This is a genomic window from Myxococcus sp. AB056 (assembly GCF_006547365.1).
Lineage (GTDB): Bacteria > Myxococcota > Myxococcia > Myxococcales > Myxococcaceae > Myxococcus > Myxococcus virescens.
Genome location: NZ_VHLB01000072.1, coordinates 1 through 17,409, shown reverse-complemented (window position 1 = coordinate 17,409; position 17,409 = coordinate 1). Strand labels below are relative to the sequence as shown.

Sequence of the window (17,409 nt, the reverse complement as noted above, 5' to 3'; positions counted from 1 at the left end):
GAGACGTCCAGCCTACATGAGGCTGGGAGAAAACAAGAATTCATCACCGCTGAGCGACAACGAGAGTTGCCGCTGGCCCCGGGTATCCACCGGCCGCGCCGGCAGCGCCCCCTGAAGGCGCCAATGCTCCGTCACCACCGCATCGTCCCGCTCCAGCCGGACGTACCACGCTTCCGCCTGGTAACCCCGCGCCCGAACCTGGCGCAATTGCTCCCACTCCGGCCCGCCCACTCCGGGCGTGCCCGGTCCCGCCAGCCGCCCCAGGGACTCCGCGTCCGCCGCCTGCAGCGCCCTGCGGCGGAACTCCAGCGCTGTCACCACCGCCTGGAGCCGGGGCGCCGCCGTCGTCTCCGGCACCCAGGACCCGTTTCGCACCACGAAGGGTACCCGCTCCACGCCCGCCGTGCCCACCCGGGTGTCGCCCAGGGCGCCCTCGAAGTCGAGCGTGGCCTGCGCCTCCGCCCGCTGACCTCCGGGCGCCACGTTGACGGTGATGCGGGCGAAGCGGTGCTGCCGGGACGTCAGGGGCCCCGGCGCGCCGGGGACGGGCAGCGACAGGCCGCTGGACTCCGTCGCCTTGAGCGCGGTGATGATTTCCAGCTCCGGGCCGGCCGCGGCGCCCAGGAAGCGTGGAACGAACAAGGCCAGGGTGGCGCCCAGCGCCAGGATGACGATGATGCCGCCACCGAAGCGGCTCCAGTCCTGGGTCGTTCTCACGAGCCCAGCATACGCTGGGCGCGCTCCGCGGCGGGCGTGCCCGGCAGCCGACGCAGCACCTGGCGCAGCGTGTCCTGCGCCTTCTGCGTGTCATTCAGCTTCACGTACGCGTCGTGCAGGTCGAAGAGGGCCTCTTCCTCGTACTCCGTGCCCGGGTAGCGGCGCAGCAGCCCTTCCAGGCGCTGGGCCACGGCCTTCCAGCGCTCACGCTTCTGATAGAACTGGGCCGCGTACAGCTCGTGCGAGGCGAGCCGGCGCCGAGCGTCCTCCCGCTGCGTCTTCGCCTCCACCACGTACTGAGACTGGGGGTACTGGCGCAGGAACTCCTCCATGGCCACCAGCGCGGAGCGGATTTCGCCCTGGTCCTTCTCGCGGGACGGCGGCAGGGCGAAGAACTCGGAGGGGTAGGCCCGCACGTGGGTCATCGCGGAGCGGAAGGCGGCGTAGTCCACCTTGGCGTGCGTGGGGTAGAGCTTGATGAAGGCCTGGTACTGCTCCTTGGCCTCGGGGAAGGCCTCCCGCTCGAAGTCCACGTCGGCCAGCTTCAGCTCGGCCTCGCGGGCGGCCTCCTGGTACGGGAACTTCGTCCGGACGTACTCGAAGTACTTCTGGGCGCGGAAGAAGTCCTTGTTCTCCAGGGCCTCGGAGCCGAGCCGCAGGTTCTCATCTGCGACGGCGGCATAGTCAGGCTCACCGGCCTGGCCCTGCGTGAGGGACGCACACCCGGTACCGAACAGCAGGAAGGCGGACAGAAAGGCGACGGCGGAACGCATCTCCACCACGCTATTCCTCCGGCCCCGAGGGGTCCAGCGAAGCTTCTCCGAGCAGCCGGTAGATGACGTCCTCCGAGAAGCCCCGGCTGTCCAGGAGCCGGCCTGCGCGGGCCCGCTCCCTGGCCCCCAGCGGGCGGCCGAGCAGTCCCCGCTTCTCCAGTACCGCCCGCGCCGTGGCCAGCGCGTCGAAGGACACCGCGTCGCTCGCCTCGGAGATGGCCTGCTGGGCCGTCCCCTCCTCCAGCCCGTGAGCCCGCAGCCGGTGCGCCACCGCCTCCGGCCCCAGCCGGCCTCGGCCCAGGAGCAGGGTGGCCCGCTCGCGCGCGAAGCGTTCGTCGTCCAGGTAGCCCCAGGCCTTCACGCGGGCGAGCGCGGCCTCGCACACCGCTTCGGTGAAGCCCTTCCGGGCCAGGGCCTGCTCCAGCTCGCGGCGACTGCGCCCGCGCATGGACAGGAGCTTCAGGCACGCGTCCGTGGCACGGCGAACAGCGTCGGGCCCTTCGTCCTCCGGATGCATGGCGGGATACCTAGCATGTGGTAACAGGCCCGGCCATGCACCCCGTACTCGCCCGCTTCCTCGCCGCCGATGCCGCTCGGGAGACGCTCCTCAAGCAGCAGTCGGGCGGAGACCTCTCTGTGGAAGAGCAGGCCTTCACCGACGCCGCCTCCGCGAACCCGAAGCACAAGTCCGTGCTGCTGGGCGTGGGCGGCCGCACCCTGTCCACTGATGCCCAGGCCTCGCTGGTGCTGCTGGCCGCTCACGCCGCGGTCCGCGCGCTGGACCAGGACGCCACCCTGGCCGAGCCCACGAAGAAGGCCCGCGAGGCCCTGGCCGAGGAAGGCGCCAGTCCGGAGGAGACGGACGCGTTCCTGGCCTCCATCCTCCTGGAGGAGGCCTTCGGCTACGAGCAGGACGTGGACGCGTTCGACAGCGAATACGTGAAGGAGGCGCTGGGCGAGGTGCCCGCGCTGGCCGCGCTCACCAAGGAGGCGGTGGACGCGCTCTTCCTCACGTTCGTGAAGGCCGCCGCCAACGACGCGGAGCGGAAGGTGCGTGAGGGCATGGCCCGCGCCCTCTTCGACATCGCGTGGTCGGAAGGGCCCGCGCCCATCAACCCCGAGCACATGGAGGCCGTGCTCGACGCGGAGGTGGTGGACCGGCCCGAGGAGGAGCAGGAGGCCAAGGTGCAGGCGACCGCGCAGCTGCTCCAGGCGCTGTCCAAGGAGGGCCTCGTCGGCCCCATCCGCTTGTCCCGCCTGCGGGCCCTGCTGGGTGAGGACGACGCGTAGCAGCCGCGGCACGGGCGCCCTGCCCTTTCCGGGTGGGCGCCGCGAACCGCTAGAAGCGCTCGATCTGGAAGTCGTCGTCCCCACCTGCCGGGGCGGGTGCCGGAGCGGGCGCTGGTGGGCGCGCGGCGGGAGACGCCATGGGGCGCCCCACTGGCGCGCCGGCCGGAGCCCCCGGACGCATGGCCTGCGGCGGCGGCACTCCCGGGCGCATCTGCTGGGCTGCCGGAGCCACCGGACGCATGGGCTGCGCCATGGGCGCCGGAGCAGGCGCGGCCTGCGGCGCCGCGACAGCCGTGGGCGCCCCCTTCTGCGCGAAGGCGGACGAGCCAGGAATGGGCCGCGACTCCCCGGGCTTCGAATCGAAGTTGTCCCACTTGGAGTCGGACGTGCCGCTGATGCCGGAGAAGCGCAGCGCGAAGTCGTCCGGGTTGGTGGCCTGCCGATGGGCCTCCTCGTAGGTGACGAGCCCCTGCCGCACCAGGCTCATCAGCGACTGGTCGAAGGTCTGCATCCCGTACGTGTCCGTGCCCTGGGCAATGGCGTCGTGGATCTCCTTCGTGCGGTCCTTGTCTTCAATCATCTCGCGGACGCGGGCCGTGACGCGCAGCACTTCCACGGCGGCCACGCGGCCCTTGCCGTCCGCGCGCGGCACCAGACGCTGGGACACCACGCCCTTGAGCACGCTGGCCAGTTGGAGGCGCACCTGCTTCTGCTGGTGCGGCGGGAAGGCGGAGACGATGCGGTTGATGGTCTCCGTCGCGTCCAGCGTGTGCAGCGTGGACATCACCAGGTGGCCCGTCTCCGCGGCGTGAAGCGCCGTTTCGATGGTTTCGTGGTCCCGCATTTCGCCCACGAGGATGACGTCCGGGTCCTGCCGCAGCGCGCTCTTGAGCGCCTGCGCGAAGGTCATCGTGTCCACGCCCACCTCGCGCTGGTTCACGATGGAGCGCTTGTCGCGAATGAGGAACTCGATGGGGTCCTCAATCGTCATGATGTGGCTGGTCTCGTTGGCGTTGATGTAGTCGATCATCGCCGCCAGCGTGGTGGACTTGCCCGAGCCCGTGGTGCCCGTCACCAGCACCAGGCCGCGCTCCTCACCGCAAATCTTGGCGAGAATCTGGGGCAGCAACAGGTCCTGGATGGTCATCACCTTGAAGGGGATGACACGCAGCACGGCGCCCACGGTGCCACGCTGCTGGAAGACGTTCACGCGGAAGCGCCCGAGCCCCGGCACGCCGTAGGCCAGATCCACCTCGTTGCTCCCCTTGAACTTCTCCTTCTGGAACTCGTTCATGATGCCGAAGGCCATGCGCGCCACCTCCTCGGGAGGGAGGCGGCGGCCGTCCTTCAGCGGAACCAGCGAGCCGTCCACGCGGAACATGGGCGGCAGGCCTGCCTTGAGATGAATGTCGGAGGCACCGCCGCGCAGGGCGATCTGGAGGATCTCGTTGAGTTCCATGAGCGGCGCAAATCCTACCAGACGCTCGCGCACGCATGCGATGGGGCGTGATGGACCCCGAAAACACATCGGCGGAGGCCCTCGGATGAGGACCCCCGCCGTGTGAGGACAACCCAGCTGCTGAGCGAGTGGCTTAGCGCTTGGAGAACTGGAACCGGCGACGCGCGCCCGGCTGGCCGTACTTCTTGCGCTCGACCGCGCGAGCATCGCGGGTGAGGAAGCCGGCCTTCTTCAGCGCCGGACGGAACTCCGGGTTGAAGGAGCACAGCGCACGGGCGATGCCGTGACGGATGGCGCCGGCCTGGCCGGAGAGACCGCCACCCTTGACGTTGACCGTCACGTCAACCTTGCCCTTCTGCTCGAGGATCTCGAGGGGCTGGTTGAGGATCATCTTGGACGTCTCACGGCCGAAGTACGCGTTCAGCTCGCGGCCGTTGATGGTGACGAGGCCAGTGCCAGGACGAATCCAGACGCGGGCGGTGGCCTCCTTGCGGCGGCCGGTGGCGTAGAAACCGAGCTCTTGGTTGATGGGCATGGACGTTATCTCCCTTACGCCTCGACCTCGAACGCGGCAGGCTTCTGGGCCGCGTGCGGGTGCGTGTCACCTGCGTAGACCTTCAGCTTCGTCATCATCTGGCGGCCGAGCGCGTTGCGCGGAAGCATGCGCCGCACGGCGTTGATGATGATGTCCTCAGGGTGACGCTGGCGGAGCTTCTCCAGGTTGGTGATCTTCAGGGCGCCCGGGAAACCCGCGTTCGGGTGCCGGTAGTACATCTTGTCCTGCTCCTTCGTGCCCGTCACCTTCACCTTTTCGGCGTTGATGACGACCACGTGGTCGCCCGTGTCAATGGACGGCGTGTAGATGGCCTTGTGCTTGCCCTTCAGCAGGGTGGCAATCTGGCTCGCCGCGCGGCCCAGCACCTTGTCGGACACGTCGATGACGTGCCACTGGCGCTTGATGTCCCCAGCCTTCGCGCTGTAGGTCTTCTGCGACATTTCGTGCACTCCAGACTTCTCGCGGCCGCCGTGTGCATTCCAGGGACCGCTGCTCGTGCTTAATCAACCGCGGGTCGACCGTGAAACTTCACGGAGGCCCGGAAAGGCCGACCGTCCTAGTGGGTGTGGCGGATCAAGTCAAGGTCACACCGCACCAGACGTCCGGATTCCCCGATCACGCCCGCCAGGACGCCCCCTTCAGGAGGCGGACACCTACCTGGCTGCTCCTCCAGACGGCCCGGTGCCACCCGGAGGCGTTCCCGGAATCGCGGGTTTCTTGAAGCGCTCCTTCAAGTTGGCGAAGAAGTTCTTCTCCTCCGTGGTGGGAGGCCCCTGACGCGGCGCGTCCAGCTCCACGACCTCAATCACCTCCGGCGGCAGGTCCTCCAGGAAGCGCGAGGGCGTTCGAGGCACCTCCTTGCCGCGCTTCACGCGGGTGGCCGCGCGGGTGAGGTAGAGGACCTCCTTGGCGCGGGTGATGCCCACGTAGCAGAGGCGCCGCTCCTCTTCGAGGTTCTGCGCCTCGCCCTGCATGCCGCCGTGGGGCATCAGGTCCTCCTCCATGCCGATGAAGAAGACGAGCCGGTACTCCAGGCCCTTGGAGGCGTGCACCGTCATCAGGGTGACGCGGCGGTTGGCGCCCGGCACCTCCTCTTCCTCCTGCCGGGTGTCCAGGCTCAGGCGGTTGAGGTACGTGGGCAGGCTGGCCTTGGGGCCCTCGCGCTTCTCGAAGTTCTCCAGCGAGTTGAGCACGCCGTCCACGCCCTTGAGCTTCTTGTCCGCGGCGGTGGCGCTGGTGGCGTGGGCGCGGGTGGCCTCGCGAAAGCCAATCTCCTCCAGCAGCTTGCGCGTCACGTTGGCCAGCTGGCCGTGCTCGTACGCGGCGCGGTAGCGCTCCACCAGGTCCACGAACTCCATCACCCGGGCCCCGGCCCCGGGCGGCAGGTCCTCGTAGTCGGTGGCCTTCTTCATCACCGTCCACAGCGTGACGCCCTCGCCCCGCGCGTGGACGTTGAGGCGCTCCATCGTCACGTCGCCAATGCCGCGCGAGGGCACGTTGACGATGCGCAGGAGCGAGATTTCGTCCAGCTTGTTCACGATGACCTTGAAGTACGCGATGACGTCCTTCACCTCGCGCCGGTCGAAGAACTCGCTACCGCCCACCACCTCGTAGCCGATGTTCTTCTCCCGCAGCATCTCCTCGATGGGGCGGGACTGGCCGTTGGTCCGGTAGAGCACGGCGATGTCGTCCGCGGAGATGCCCAGGGCCATGTGCTTCTGGATTTCGTGCGCGACGAAGCGGGCCTCCTCTTCGTCGTTGGGACACGTCACCACCTTCACCTTCGTCCCCCCCGTGCGGTCGGTCCACATCTGCTTGGCCTTGCGCTCGGGGTTCTTGGCGATGACGGCGTTGGCCGCGTCCAGGACCGTCTGGACGGAGCGGTAGTTCTGCTCCAGCCGGACCTCCTTCCCTCCCGGGAAGAGGCGGTCGAAGTCGAGGATGTTGCGCACCTCCGCGCCCCGCCACGAATAGATGCACTGGTCGTCGTCACCCACCGCGCACACGTTGCGGGAGCGGCCCGCCAGCAGCTTCAGCAGCTCCAGCTGCGCGGTGTTGGTGTCCTGGAACTCGTCCACCAGCAGGTAGCGGAAGCGCTTGGTGTACTTCTCGTAGAGGTCCGGGTGCTCGCGCAGGAGGCGCGCGGGCAGCAGCAGCAGGTCGTCGAAGTCCACCGACCCCTGCGCCTTCAGCGACAGCTGATAGTCCGGGTACACCATGTGGGTGATCAGGTCGTAATCATCCCCAATCCCCTCCGGCTTGGGCTCCGGCGCCTTGCCGGAGTTCTTCGCCTTGGAGATGAGGTTGAGCACCTTGCGCGCGTCGAACGAGCGGTCGTCGATTTTGTGCTCGCGCATGGCGCGCCGGATGTTGGCCAGCTGGTCGCCCATGTCGGCGATGGCGAACTTCTTGGGCCACCCCAGCCGGTGGATGTCCTCGCGGAGCATCTCCGCGCCAAAAGCGTGGAAGGTGCACACCAGCACGCCCTGCGCCCGAGGTCCCGCCATGTGGACCAGGCGCTCCTTCATCTCCGTGGCGGCCTTGTTGGTGAAGGTCACCGCCAGGATGTTGCGGGCCATGATGAGGCCCGGCCGCTCGTTGAGCAGGTGGACGATGCGGTGGGTGATGACGCGAGTCTTGCCGCTGCCTGCGCCTGCCAGCACGAGGAGCGGTCCCTCCAGGGTCACCACGGCCTCGCGCTGCGGAGGATTGAGCTTCGAGAGGTCCATTGCGCGCGGGGCGGGGATACCCTTTGATTCGTTCGTGCGCGACTCTTTTTTCCCCAGGCGCTCTGGCGCTCTTCTCGCACTCGTCCTGGGCACCACCGGATGCCTCGGCGAGTCCGGCTCGTCCCCGGAGGTGGAACCCGTGGTGTCGGCGGAGAGCGCGCCCTGCGTGTACTTCAAGCAACTGGCGCCCTTCCTTCCAGAACGGCTGGACGGCTTCACCGTGGCGCACACCCAGGGCTCCACCGGGAAGTACGGCGAGGTGTCCGTCTCCGAGGCCGAGCGGCTCTACACCCGGGGTGAGGGACGCGAGGTGAAGGTGCGCATCGTGGACACCACCATGGGCGAGCGCATTGGCAAGGCCATCCAGGAGGCCGCCGACCGCTCCCGGGGCAAGGCGGCCAGTGACCCATCCGCCCCCATCCACCTGGACGACGCCGTGGGCTTCGTGCGGTACGACGCCGAGGAGTCCGTGGCCGAAGCGAACCTCCTTGTGGGGGGGCGCTACGTGGTTGCCGTCACCAGCCGGGGATTTCCGGGTACGGTGGAGGTGCGCCGGGTGGCGCGCGGCATCGACCTTGCGGGACTGGCTCGCCTGAGGCCCGGTCCGAACTGATGAAGGAGTGTCCCAGGTGGTGAAGGACAAAGGAACGCGGCCCGATAAGGCGGACCAGGTCGCGCAGGAGAAGGCGGCGCGGGAGCTGGTGTCCACCCTGGGCAAGCGGGAGTTCCTGGAGCAGTTCCAGAAGCTGGCCAAGAGCTTCGCGTCCGACCCGGGCAACCCCGGCTCCTACGCGTGCGAGGGCTGTCAGCGCTGCGCCAACTGCATGTTCTGCAAGGACTGCGACAGTTGCTTCTCTTGCACGCACTGCACCCGGTGCGAGCTGTGCAACAACTGCTCGCACTGCGTGGACTGCAAGAGCTGCAACGCCTGCGCGTACTGCGTCCAGAGCGAGAACTGCTCCACCAGCGCGTACCTGGTGCTGTGCCGCAACCTGCAGGACTGCAACTACTGCTTCGGCTGCGTGGGCCTGGCGAAGAAGGACTTCCACATCCTCAACGTCCCCTTCCCACGGACGGAGTACTTCAAAATCGTGGGCCGGCTGCGCAAGGAGCTGGGGATTCCATAGGCCCCAGCCCCTCTCCTCGCTAGAGGGCGCGCACGTAGAGGGCCTTCAGGTATTCCGTCTCCGGCAGCCCGGCCAGCACCGGGTGGTCCAACCCCGCGCCCCGCCGCTCCAGAATCTGCACCGGCCGCTTCGCATCCGCGGCGGCCGCCAGCACCATCTCCTCGAAGGCGGCGCGGTCCAGCTTGCCGGAGCAGGAGCAGGTGACGAGCAACCCGTCCGGCTTGAGGCAGCGGAAGGCGCGCAGGTTCAGCTCGTGGTAGGCGCGCAGCGCGGTGGCCAGGCCCTCACGGCGCTTGGCCAGTCCGGGCGGATCCAACACCACGGTGTCGAAGCGGCGCCCGCTGGAGTCGAAGCGGCGCAGCACGTCGAAGGCGTTGGCGTTCTCCACGGTGACGTTGGCGCGGCCGTTGGCCTCGGCGTTGGCCTTGGCGCGCGCGGCGGCCTTCTCGTCCTGCTCCACCGCCAGCACGGACGTGCAGGTGCGTGACAGCGAGAGCGCGAAGCCGCCGTGGTAGCTGAAGAGGTCCAACGCGTCGCCGCGCGCCAGCTCGCCGGCCCGCAGGTGGTTGTCCACCTGGTCCAGGAAGGCGCCCGTCTTCATGTCGCCCTGGAGGTCGACCTCGAAGCGGTTCTCCCCCTCGTGGTAGGTGAAGCGCGCGGCGCCCTCCCCGTGCAGCAGGCGCGCCTCGCGGGGCAGGCCCTCGAAGTCACGGCCGGAGGCGTCGTCCCGGCACATGACGTGGGTGGCGCCGGTGAGCTCCACCAGCATCTTCGCCAGCGTCTCCTTGCGCGCGTCCATGCCCTCGGAGAGCGTCTGGAGCGTGAGGCCCTTTCCGTAGCGGTCCACGAAGAGGCCCGGGAGCTGGTCCGCCTCGCCGTGCACCAGCCGCAGCCCGTCACGGCCGGACAGGTACGCCCGGCGCGCCAGGGCGGCCTCCAGGCGGCGGCGAAAGAAGGCGTCGTCCACCGGCTCCTCGGCGGGCCCCTTGCGCGTCAGCAAGCGCAGCGCCAGGGGCGAGCGGCGAGCGTAGAGCGCCTGGCCAATGGGATTGCCCTGGGAGTCCACCACCAGCACCACGGCGCCGGCGCCCTTCACGTCGGGCGGGGCGGCGATTTCGGTGCGGTACACCCAGGGATTGAAGTGCCGCAGCGAGCGCGCCCCCTTGGGGGTGACGCGCGCGACAGGCAGGGCTGCATGGGGGGGCATCAGGCTCACTCCAGGCCGCGAGCGGCCAGTTCTTCGTCGTCCTCGCCGCGAAGGTGCCCGATTTCGTGGAGCAACGTCACGCGGATCTGCTCGCGAAGTTCCTCGGGCGTCCGGGCGGCGCGCGCCAGGTTGCGGCGGTAGAGCACCACGGAGCGGCACGGCACCTCGGAGCCGTCACAGGGCTCAGCCAGTGGCGGGCCCCGGAACAGCCCCAGTATCGTGGGCGACAGCGGCGGCTGGTTGGCCAGCAGGTCCGCGTCCGCGGGCAGCTCCTCCGCCGTGACGGGCACGCCGTCCAAGTCCCCGCGCATGTCCTTGGGCAGCTCGGCGACGGCCCTCACCACCTCGGCGCGGAAGTCCTCCTCCGCGGGCAGCGGCGGCTCGGGAAAGTCGTCCGGCGCAAGCGTGCGCGCCTTGTCGAAGTGGCCCTGCGCCTGCTTCCACTTGCCCTCGCGCTCCAACAGGAGCCCCAGGTGGTGATGGGCGTGCGCGGCCCGCTCCGGGTCGTCCACGAGGCTGGTGAAGGCGGTGCGGGCCTCGCGGAAGCGGCACAGCTCGAAGAGGGCCAGGGCGCGCTCGTAGAGGGCCTCGCGGCTGCCGGGGTTGCGCGCGAGGACGATGGCCGAGTGCGCCAGCGAGGACTCCGCCTGTCCCAAATCATTGAAGGCCATGGCGGCCACCAGCGCGAGGTGCGGAATCAGCTCCGGGGGCGTGTTGGGCTGGGACAGGCCGCGCTCGGCGTAGAGGGCGCCCAGTTCGTCCCGCTCCCGGGTGGAGGACAGTTGCACCGCGTACAGGTGCGCCGAGCCCAGCAGCGCGGACGGGTCCCCCGGGTCGATGGCGAGCGCCCGCGCGTAGGCGAGCTGCGCCTCTGCCTCGCGGCCCAGGGCGGCCAGCGCCACGCCGCGCTCCGCGTGGGCGGCGGCCAGGTCCGGCTCCAGCGCGGCGGCCTGGGCGGCGCAGGACAGCGCTTCCTCGAAGCGGCCTTCCTCGAAGTAGCGCCGCGACGCATCCAACGGGGCCGCGCCGTCCGAGCGGCACACGGCCAGCGGCTGTATCCGGTGGGTGGCGTCCTCCGGGGGCGGTGCGGCACGCACGCTGGCGGTGGGCGCCCCGGCGCCAGGCGCGCTGAGGGCAGGCACGGCCGGACAGGACGCGTCCGGCGCTTCAGCGGCCAGGGGCCCGCGCTTGCAGGCAGCAATGAGGAGACAGAAGGCGAGCAGACCGCGCCGCGACATGGGCCGCCAGGGTACGGCATCACCCCGTGGCCGGGAAGCCGAGACGTGCACGCCCGCTTGCTGATGCGACCGGACACCCACCCGCCCCGCCCTGCATTAGGTTGCCCGTCCCATGAGCGAATTGATTCTGGCCTCCACGTCGAGCGCCCGGCGGGCCCTGATGGATGGACTGAGGCTCCCCTACCGCGCCGAGGCCCCCGGCGTGGACGAGGTCGTCGCCCCACACCTGTCGGTGACGGAGGCTGTGCGGGAGCTCGCGTCACGCAAGGCCCGCGCGGTGCATCAGCGGCACCCGGAGGCCTGGGTGCTGGGCGCGGACCAGTTCGTCGAGGTGGCGGGCGAAGTCCTCTCCAAGCCCGTCGACCGGAACGCGGCGCGCGAACAACTGCGCAAGCTGGTGGGCCACACCCACGCCATCCACACCGGGGTGTGCCTGGTGGGCCCCGGAGGCAAGGTGCTCGATGCAGTGGAGACGACCCGGCTGACCTTCTACCCGGTGAAGGAGGAGGAGCTGGAGCGCTACCTCGACCTGAACGAATGGGAGGGCTGCTGCGGAAGCTACCGCGTGGAGGACGCCGGACAGGCCCTGTTGGAGCGGCTCGACGGCGACCGCTCCAATGTTCAGGGCCTGCCCATGGTGACGGTGGTGCGACTGCTGCGGGAGGCGGGCTTCCGGTTCTTCTGAGCGCCGCTGACGCCCGCGCCGTCACGCGTCGGAGGACAGCTCCGCCAGAATCTCCGCGTAGGCGGCGCGCGCCTTGTCGGCCTGGTCCGCCTTGAAGCTCACCGCGGCCACCACCGGGTGCCCGCCGCCGCCGTAGCGCCCGGCGATGGCGGACAGGTCGTGCCGCCGCAGCTCCGGCTTCCACGGGTTGGAGCCGATGGACACCTTGGCCCGCGAGGCGCCCTTCCCCACCCACAGCGTGTAGCGCGCGTCCGGGTAGAGGGCATAGGCGATGAACTTGTTGAGGCTGTCCACGCCCTCGTCCACCAGGTCGAAGAAGACGACGCCGCGCTCGTAGCGCGCCCGGGCCCGCACCAGCTCGATGTTCGACTGGTGGCGCGCCAGCAGCGGCGCCAGGGGTGTGGCGATGAGCGGCGAGGCGGCGATGTCCGCCAGCGACTCGGACTGCATGCGGCGGATGACTTCCGGGATGAGGCTGGAGTCCTTGTTGGCCTCCAGCACCGTCATGATGCGCAGCGCGGGCTCCTCCAGCGCCACCGCCATCTGCGGCGAGGGGAACTGGGCCCCGTCGATGATTTCCGCCCAGTGGATGAGCTCCGCCATGGGCGACGCATCCCAGCCGAAGCGCTCCCGGGCCACGTCCGCCAGGTACTTCGTGCAACTCTTGCGGTGCGCGTCGTGGAATTTGCGCCCGCTGGTGTCCGCGCGGAAGTGCGCCTCATCCCCCGGCTGCTGGAAGGCGGAGGCGTGGTGGTCGAACCACCAGGTAAGCCGCGCGTCCTGGCTGTAGCGGAAGTCGACGATGACATTCTCCTCGCCGGAGAACACGGCCGGGTCGATGCCCTCGGCGCCCGGCTTGTGGTTCAGACCGAGGTACCGGAAGGCCGCGTCCGGACGGATGCGCTCCCGGTAGAAGCGGGAGAACACGGCCGCGCTCGCGGCGCCGTCGAAGCAGCTGTCGTGAAAGAGGACCTGAACGTTCATGGCGATGAGCCCCTTACTGCAACGCGAGTCCCGCGCCCACCGTCGTGAAGGCCACCTCGTCCGCGCCGCCACTCGCCTGGGCGGCCACCACCGCCAGCCCCACGAGCCGCCCGTCCGCCAGCACCCCGCACGCCAGCGTGCCTTCCGCGCCCCCCGGCGTGCGCAGCGGATGCACGGTGGCCTTGCTCCCCAACGCCGGAGGCGCGGGAAGTGACAGCGCCTCCCCCTGCGCACCGCCCAGCGCCTGGAACAACCCCTTGCATCCCACGGCCGCCGCCTTGCCCGTGCCGCGCTCCACCCAGAGCAGGCCATAACGCCCCTGCGCCGTGTCGCCGAAGCCCACGCCGCCGCCCTGCAGGGTGGACGCGGGCAGCACCAGGTGCGGTGCGAGCTGCTCGCGCGTCAGTTGTCCCCACCCCGGGGGCAGCTCCAGCCGATACCCCAGCTCGCTGCCCACCAGGGACTGACGCACACCCGCGCCCGACGTCCCCGCGATGGGAAGCGCCAGCAAGCCCGCCGAAGCGACCGCCGCGCCCAGGCCCAACCCCAGCCCCAGGTAGCGCCGCATGGGCCCCGGCTCGCCCACCACCATGACCAACGCGAGCACCCCGAGGATGAAGTAGGCCACGTGGACGGGGGCCAGCGGTGCCTCACGCGCCAACCACCCCGTGGCCAGCAGCTGCACCACCACGCCCACCTGCGCCATCCCCTTCGCGGGGCCGCGGTTGAGCACCAGCACCAGCGCGAGCACCGCGTCCAGGCACACCAGGCCGTACGTCCACGTGGGGTCCTCCAGCGAGCCCAACAGGCCCGCGGCGCGGACGAACCAGGCCGCGGCGCTCGCCAGCAACACCCCCGCCGCAGGGCCCGGATGGGCGGACACCGCGCTGGTGACAAGGTCCCCGCCGAACACCGTGGCGTCGTCGTCCGCCTCCACCATGGGCCGGTCCAACCGCATCCGGCCAACCTTCTTGTGGGACTGGAGATGGTCGAACGGCTCCCCGCACGAGGGGCACGCACTGGCACCGCGCGGAATGGGGCTGTGGCCGCAGTTCGGACAGAGAGTCTGGGGCATGCCCCCGGCGTATACCGCACTGCCCGCGCCGCCCACGAGGCCGCGACATTTGCGTCAGGATGTTCTGGCTTTCCACCCGGAAAGACGGACTTCTGCGGGAAGGCTTGACTCTGACATCGAGGTCAGATTGGACCTGGGTGCCAAGAATTGTAAGCCACGTGACGAAACGGGGCCGTTGAACGAAACGTCGAGATTGCGCTCGGAGTGAACGAAAACGCTCGATGAAACGATTCATACCCAGGCAGCACCGTGAACCCAGCGAGCCGACTGTCCGCTTAACCCCGCTTTCTGCCTGGGAAATGAGGGGCATTGTCCCACCGGACAGGTAGTCAGGCGGCTGGCACCTCAACTGCATGTGTCAGACCCACGGTGTACTCACCCGCGTAGCACGGTGCGGTGGGAGGAACCCATGGGCAAGCGGACGACTCGTAGAAGTGGCGCGGTTCCCAGGCAGGGTCGGCGGGTGATGCCCGCGCTCCGGCGAACGGCCCAGCGGGCCCGGGCGGCCGCGGGCAAGGTCCACCTGACGGTGGGCGAGGTCATCGCGGCGGCCTTCGAGACCTCCGGCGGGGAGCTGGTGGATGTGCTGGCCCAGCTCACCTCGCCGCAGATGACCCGGGCGCTGGGGCGTCGCATCGTCGTGGAGGGCTGAGCCCTCCGCCCCTGTCCCGGCCGGCGTGGACGTCAGTCTCCCGCCATCAAGATGCCGGCGGTGTAGCGCTGCCGCGTGGGCTCTCCCGCGAGCAGCTTCTCGAAGTCTTCCGCGTTGTTCGGGTGCACCAGGAAGCTGCCGGAGCGTGTCTCCAGGCGCACAGGCGCGGCCAGCGACTGTGGCTCCTCGCCCACGGTGCCACCACTGCCCTCGTCCAGGCGGTGAGCCGGCGCGGTGGCGCAGGCGGTGAAGAGCAGGAAGCCAGGAACAAGAAAGCGCCTCATGCGGGTCCTCCGGTGGACGGACCCAGAGGTGGGCCCGCGCGCCCCTCCCTATGCCGCATCTCGCGCGGAGACAAGGCACCGCGCGCCATCCCGGAAACGACGAAGGCCCGCGTCCCCTGAGGAGACGCGGGCCTGGGCCTTCACGCCGTCAGCAGCCTGGGGCTACCGGGGCTGCCAGCGCGGGCGGTGGTCATCGCCGCGCGACGTCTGGAGGGTGTAGTCCCCCAGCGGGTGGACGATGGGGTCCCCCACCTTCGCGCCCGCCGCCGGATCAATCTGCTGGACGTAGAGCTGCCCCGCCTGGATGTAGGCCACGTAGTGGCCATCCGGAGAGAACGACGGGAGCGTGGCGCCTTCGGCGAAGCTGACCTCATCCCCCACCGGGGTGCCGTCCGCCGGGTTGATGCGGCGCAGGAAGATGATGTTGCCCGGGTCGCCAGCGCAGGGCGAGGTACCGGCGCCGCAGAGCACCGGCTCCCCCGTGGTGGGGTTGAAGAAGTAGGCGCGCACGTACGCCACCCAACTGCCATCAGGCGCCCAGGTGGGGTTGGCGATGTAGGAATCCACCGAGCCACCCTCGACGGCCGCCGTGCTGAACTCGGCAATCGTCTGCACGGCGGAGCCGCCCACGGGGACGATGTAGAGCGCGGCGTTCAGCCCCACCGGCCGCGTGTCATCCGGACGGAGGAACAGGAGCTGGTCATTGACGCGGTTGTAGTGCGGCTGCTCCGCCGTGGCGCCCGCGATGGCCAGCGGCGTGGGCGTGCCGCCCACGGTGGCCGTGGAGATACCGACGGTGGCGGTGCTGAACGCGAACGTGTTGCCATTGCGCCAGTCCGGGGAGGAGCCCGTCGCGGTGGCCTGCTCCACCGTGCCGCCCTCGGCCGGGACGCGGGAGATGCCGGAGATGCTGTCGCCCGCGCGGCGAACGTACAGGAGGGAATCCCCCGGCTCCCACTCCAGGTAGAGGAAGCCCTCGGTGCTGCCCGTGGTGCCGTTGGCGAGCATCGTGGGCGCGCCCGCCACCAGCGGCACGTCGCGCGCCACCAGCTCACCGGCCAGGTTCCCCGTCGAGGTGCCCGTCTCGGTGGCGCCCTGGACGAAGGCAATCCGGTTGCCGGCCGGGTTCCAGCGCGGGTAGAGGCTGTTCACCTCGGCGTCCGACAGCCGCGTGGGCTCCGGCTCATCGAAGCGCGTCACCACCGCGGCCATTTCGTCGGTGTCGTCCATGGCCGTGAAGGCCACGTGCAGCGCCTGACACGTCATGGCCTCCGCCGTGCCCTCACAGCGCAGGCCCGCGGCGCAGTCGGCGGACGAGGTGCAAGCATCGCCCTTGGCCCCCGTGCCGATGACGACCACGCCACCGCCGTCGGCCGTGCCCGCGTCCGTGCCGGCATCCCCTTCAGTGCCCGCGTCCTGTTCGGTGCCCGCGTCGCCCTCGGTGCCGGCGTCCTCTTCCGTCCCAGCGTCCTCCCCGGGCGGCTGCTGGACATCGCGCAGCTCACAGTTGCCCGAGCGGCACGTCCAATCCTTCCCCGCCGGAGGGGGCCCTTTGTCGCTGCGGCAGTCGAATACATCGACACATTCGTCACCGCACCCCGTCGACAGCACCAGCAGCACGCCACACAGCGCGCTGATAACGACACGCTTGGTCATGGAAACCCTCCGGAGAATAGAGGGCGCGTATACCGTCAGCCTTTCCGGGCGCGCTGACCCGGATGCGCGGGAGCACACAGCGTGTTCCTGAATGAACGGCCCAAGGGAGCTGCCTGCTCAATGATAGACACCCACTGCCACCTGGATGCCTCCCGCTTCGATGCCGACAGGACGGAAGTCCTCTCACGCGCCTGGGCCGCGGGCCTCCACGGCATCGTCATCCCTGGCGTGGGCCCGCATGACTGGGAGCCCTTGCTGGAGATGTCCCGCCAGGATGCCCGCCTTCAGGTGGGCCTGGGCATCCACCCGCAGCTCCTCCCCGACATGCCCCCGGAAGAGGACGACGCCGTGCTCGAGCACCTGGACGCGTTGCTCGCGAAGGGCGGCGCGGCGGCCGTGGGTGAGTGCGGATTGGACGGCCCCAGCCTCCCGGGCGCGCCGCTGGAACGGCAGGTGACGGTGTTGAAGCGGCACCTCGCGCTGGCGCGCAAGCACGGCCTGCCCGTGCTGATGCACTGTCACCGGCTGCACCCAGCCCTCATCGAGCTGCTGAAGGAGGAGCCCCTCCCCGAGGCCGGCCTGCTCATGCACAGCTACAGCGGCGGCGTGGAGCTGGCGCGCTTCTATCTCCAGAAGGGCTGCCACTTCTCCTTCGCGGGCCCCGTCACCTGGGCGGAGGCCCGCAAGCCCCTGGAGGCGCTCCGGGCCATCCCCCTGGACCGGCTGATGGCGGAGACGGACGCCCCGGACCAGGCCCCCACGCCCCACCGGGGGACGCGCTCCGAGCCGGGCTACCTTCCCCACATCCTGGAGGGCATGGCCCGCGTCCGGGGAGAGCCCGTCGAGGAGGTCGCCCGGCAGACGACCGAGAATGCCCGCCGCTTCTTCCGGGAAGCTTTCCCTGCGCCTTCGCGGTAGGCGAGCGGTCGCGTTATAGAGGACCGCCATGAACCCGCAGCCGCTCCCCACCCCCGCCC

General features: G+C 69.9%; 19 protein-coding genes. 6 read left to right on the top strand and 13 right to left on the bottom strand.

The features are described 5' to 3' along the window. Nucleotides 1-12 precede the first annotated feature (12 nt). The 3 genes from FMP39_RS26620 to FMP39_RS26610 are packed head-to-tail and all read right to left on the bottom strand — an operon-like array spanning nucleotide 13 to nucleotide 2,007. Nucleotides 13-717, bottom strand: a complete 705-nt coding sequence (locus FMP39_RS26620; protein ID WP_141592970.1) for a hypothetical protein — start codon at nucleotides 715-717, stop codon at nucleotides 13-15. Next, nucleotides 714-1,490 carry an outer membrane protein assembly factor BamD gene (locus tag FMP39_RS26615; RefSeq protein WP_194858575.1) on the bottom strand — a complete coding sequence of 259 codons (777 nt, stop codon included), beginning with the start codon at nucleotides 1,488-1,490 and terminating at the stop codon, nucleotides 714-716. Before FMP39_RS26615 ends, FMP39_RS26620 begins: the two co-directional genes overlap by 4 nt. Before the next feature lie 10 nt (nucleotides 1,491-1,500). Further along, nucleotides 1,501-2,007, bottom strand: coding sequence for a regulatory protein RecX (locus tag FMP39_RS26610; RefSeq protein WP_141592968.1), 507 nt, complete (start codon nucleotides 2,005-2,007; stop codon nucleotides 1,501-1,503). A gap of 35 nt (nucleotides 2,008-2,042) precedes the next feature. On the opposite strand from FMP39_RS26610, the gene FMP39_RS26605 reads away from it, so the two are divergent. After that, complete coding sequence (locus tag FMP39_RS26605; protein ID WP_194858573.1) at nucleotides 2,043-2,780, top strand: hypothetical protein; 738 nt, start codon at nucleotides 2,043-2,045, stop codon at nucleotides 2,778-2,780. A gap of 49 nt (nucleotides 2,781-2,829) precedes the next feature. Here the strand turns inward: FMP39_RS26605 and FMP39_RS26600 are convergent, their stop codons facing one another. The 4 genes from FMP39_RS26600 to FMP39_RS26585 all read right to left on the bottom strand — a co-directional run bounded on the left by FMP39_RS26600 (nucleotide 2,830) and on the right by FMP39_RS26585 (nucleotide 7,524). Beyond that, entirely contained in the window at nucleotides 2,830-4,239 is a 1,410-nt protein-coding gene (locus FMP39_RS26600) for a type IV pilus twitching motility protein PilT (protein WP_141592966.1), read from the bottom strand. A 133-nt stretch (nucleotides 4,240-4,372) separates the two neighbouring features. Further along, entirely contained in the window at nucleotides 4,373-4,774 is a 402-nt protein-coding gene (rpsI, locus tag FMP39_RS26595) for a 30S ribosomal protein S9 (RefSeq protein WP_141592965.1), read from the bottom strand. A 14-nt stretch (nucleotides 4,775-4,788) separates the two neighbouring features. Continuing rightward, entirely contained in the window at nucleotides 4,789-5,235 is a 447-nt protein-coding gene (gene rplM / locus FMP39_RS26590; RefSeq protein ID WP_140861505.1) for a 50S ribosomal protein L13, read from the bottom strand. A 213-nt stretch (nucleotides 5,236-5,448) separates the two neighbouring features. After that, a complete protein-coding gene (locus FMP39_RS26585; protein WP_141592964.1) occupies nucleotides 5,449-7,524 on the bottom strand; it encodes an ATP-dependent helicase in 2,076 nt (691 codons plus the stop codon). A gap of 130 nt (nucleotides 7,525-7,654) precedes the next feature. On the opposite strand from FMP39_RS26585, the gene FMP39_RS26580 reads away from it, so the two are divergent. After that, nucleotides 7,655-8,137 (top strand): hypothetical protein, encoded by a 483-nt coding sequence (locus FMP39_RS26580; protein ID WP_141592985.1) that lies wholly within the window; start codon nucleotides 7,655-7,657, stop codon nucleotides 8,135-8,137. 16 nt (nucleotides 8,138-8,153) lie between these two features. Continuing rightward, nucleotides 8,154-8,651, top strand: coding sequence for a caib/baif family protein (locus tag FMP39_RS26575; RefSeq protein WP_186817981.1), 498 nt, complete (start codon nucleotides 8,154-8,156; stop codon nucleotides 8,649-8,651). 19 nt (nucleotides 8,652-8,670) lie between these two features. Here the strand turns inward: FMP39_RS26575 and FMP39_RS26570 are convergent, their stop codons facing one another. Together FMP39_RS26570 and FMP39_RS26565 are read right to left on the bottom strand one after the other, a co-directional pair. After that, on the bottom strand, nucleotides 8,671-9,858 hold the full coding sequence (locus FMP39_RS26570) for a class I SAM-dependent rRNA methyltransferase (RefSeq protein WP_141592963.1): 1,188 nt from the start codon (nucleotides 9,856-9,858) through the stop codon (nucleotides 8,671-8,673). A gap of 5 nt (nucleotides 9,859-9,863) precedes the next feature. Further along, nucleotides 9,864-11,096 (bottom strand): metallopeptidase family protein, encoded by a 1,233-nt coding sequence (locus FMP39_RS26565; RefSeq protein ID WP_194858572.1) that lies wholly within the window; start codon nucleotides 11,094-11,096, stop codon nucleotides 9,864-9,866. Between the two features lie 112 nt (nucleotides 11,097-11,208). Here FMP39_RS26565 and FMP39_RS26560 point away from each other — a divergent pair, with 112 nt between their 5' ends. Next, nucleotides 11,209-11,781, top strand: coding sequence for a nucleoside triphosphate pyrophosphatase (locus FMP39_RS26560; protein WP_141592961.1), 573 nt, complete (start codon nucleotides 11,209-11,211; stop codon nucleotides 11,779-11,781). Nucleotides 11,782-11,802: 21 nt separating this feature from the next. Here FMP39_RS26560 and FMP39_RS26555 read toward each other — a convergent pair whose 3' ends face one another. Together FMP39_RS26555 and FMP39_RS26550 are read right to left on the bottom strand one after the other, a co-directional pair. Further along, on the bottom strand, nucleotides 11,803-12,765 hold the full coding sequence (locus FMP39_RS26555; protein ID WP_141592960.1) for a DHH family phosphoesterase: 963 nt from the start codon (nucleotides 12,763-12,765) through the stop codon (nucleotides 11,803-11,805). 13 nt (nucleotides 12,766-12,778) lie between these two features. After that, nucleotides 12,779-13,723: a zinc ribbon domain-containing protein gene (locus FMP39_RS26550; RefSeq protein ID WP_228558358.1), complete on the bottom strand. Its 945-nt coding sequence runs from the start codon at nucleotides 13,721-13,723 to the stop codon at nucleotides 12,779-12,781. A 526-nt stretch (nucleotides 13,724-14,249) separates the two neighbouring features. Here FMP39_RS26550 and FMP39_RS26545 point away from each other — a divergent pair. Next, nucleotides 14,250-14,492 (top strand): hypothetical protein, encoded by a 243-nt coding sequence (locus FMP39_RS26545; protein ID WP_043612925.1) that lies wholly within the window; start codon nucleotides 14,250-14,252, stop codon nucleotides 14,490-14,492. A 32-nt stretch (nucleotides 14,493-14,524) separates the two neighbouring features. Here FMP39_RS26545 and FMP39_RS26540 read toward each other — a convergent pair whose 3' ends face one another. Together FMP39_RS26540 and FMP39_RS26535 are read right to left on the bottom strand one after the other, a co-directional pair. Continuing rightward, nucleotides 14,525-14,776, bottom strand: coding sequence for a hypothetical protein (locus tag FMP39_RS26540; protein WP_141592958.1), 252 nt, complete (start codon nucleotides 14,774-14,776; stop codon nucleotides 14,525-14,527). A gap of 162 nt (nucleotides 14,777-14,938) precedes the next feature. Further along, nucleotides 14,939-16,432, bottom strand: coding sequence for a PD40 domain-containing protein (locus tag FMP39_RS26535; protein WP_141592957.1), 1,494 nt, complete (start codon nucleotides 16,430-16,432; stop codon nucleotides 14,939-14,941). 120 nt (nucleotides 16,433-16,552) lie between these two features. Between FMP39_RS26535 and FMP39_RS26530 the strand changes: the two genes are divergently transcribed. Further along, nucleotides 16,553-17,350, top strand: a complete 798-nt coding sequence (locus FMP39_RS26530; RefSeq protein WP_141592956.1) for a TatD family hydrolase — start codon at nucleotides 16,553-16,555, stop codon at nucleotides 17,348-17,350. Nucleotides 17,351-17,409 lie beyond the last annotated feature (59 nt).

Coding starts and splice junctions, on each gene's coding strand:
- FMP39_RS26615 (WP_194858575.1), bottom strand. CDS start 1,490: ATGCGTTCCGCCGTCGCCTTTCTGTCCGCCTTCCTGCTGTTCGGTACC.
- FMP39_RS26610 (WP_141592968.1), bottom strand. CDS start 2,007: ATGCATCCGGAGGACGAAGGGCCCGACGCTGTTCGCCGTGCCACGGAC.
- FMP39_RS26605 (WP_194858573.1), top strand. CDS start 2,043: ATGCACCCCGTACTCGCCCGCTTCCTCGCCGCCGATGCCGCTCGGGAG.
- FMP39_RS26600 (WP_141592966.1), bottom strand. CDS start 4,239: ATGGAACTCAACGAGATCCTCCAGATCGCCCTGCGCGGCGGTGCCTCC.
- rpsI (WP_141592965.1), bottom strand. CDS start 4,774: ATGCCCATCAACCAAGAGCTCGGTTTCTACGCCACCGGCCGCCGCAAG.
- rplM (WP_140861505.1), bottom strand. CDS start 5,235: ATGTCGCAGAAGACCTACAGCGCGAAGGCTGGGGACATCAAGCGCCAG.
- FMP39_RS26585 (WP_141592964.1), bottom strand. CDS start 7,524: ATGGACCTCTCGAAGCTCAATCCTCCGCAGCGCGAGGCCGTGGTGACC.
- FMP39_RS26570 (WP_141592963.1), bottom strand. CDS start 9,858: ATGCCCCCCCATGCAGCCCTGCCTGTCGCGCGCGTCACCCCCAAGGGG.
- FMP39_RS26565 (WP_194858572.1), bottom strand. CDS start 11,096: ATGTCGCGGCGCGGTCTGCTCGCCTTCTGTCTCCTCATTGCTGCCTGC.
- FMP39_RS26560 (WP_141592961.1), top strand. CDS start 11,209: ATGAGCGAATTGATTCTGGCCTCCACGTCGAGCGCCCGGCGGGCCCTG.
- FMP39_RS26555 (WP_141592960.1), bottom strand. CDS start 12,765: ATGAACGTTCAGGTCCTCTTTCACGACAGCTGCTTCGACGGCGCCGCG.
- FMP39_RS26550 (WP_228558358.1), bottom strand. CDS start 13,723: ATGCGGTTGGACCGGCCCATGGTGGAGGCGGACGACGACGCCACGGTG.
- FMP39_RS26545 (WP_043612925.1), top strand. CDS start 14,250: ATGGGCAAGCGGACGACTCGTAGAAGTGGCGCGGTTCCCAGGCAGGGT.
- FMP39_RS26540 (WP_141592958.1), bottom strand. CDS start 14,776: ATGAGGCGCTTTCTTGTTCCTGGCTTCCTGCTCTTCACCGCCTGCGCC.
- FMP39_RS26535 (WP_141592957.1), bottom strand. CDS start 16,432: ATGACCAAGCGTGTCGTTATCAGCGCGCTGTGTGGCGTGCTGCTGGTG.
- FMP39_RS26530 (WP_141592956.1), top strand. CDS start 16,553: ATGATAGACACCCACTGCCACCTGGATGCCTCCCGCTTCGATGCCGAC.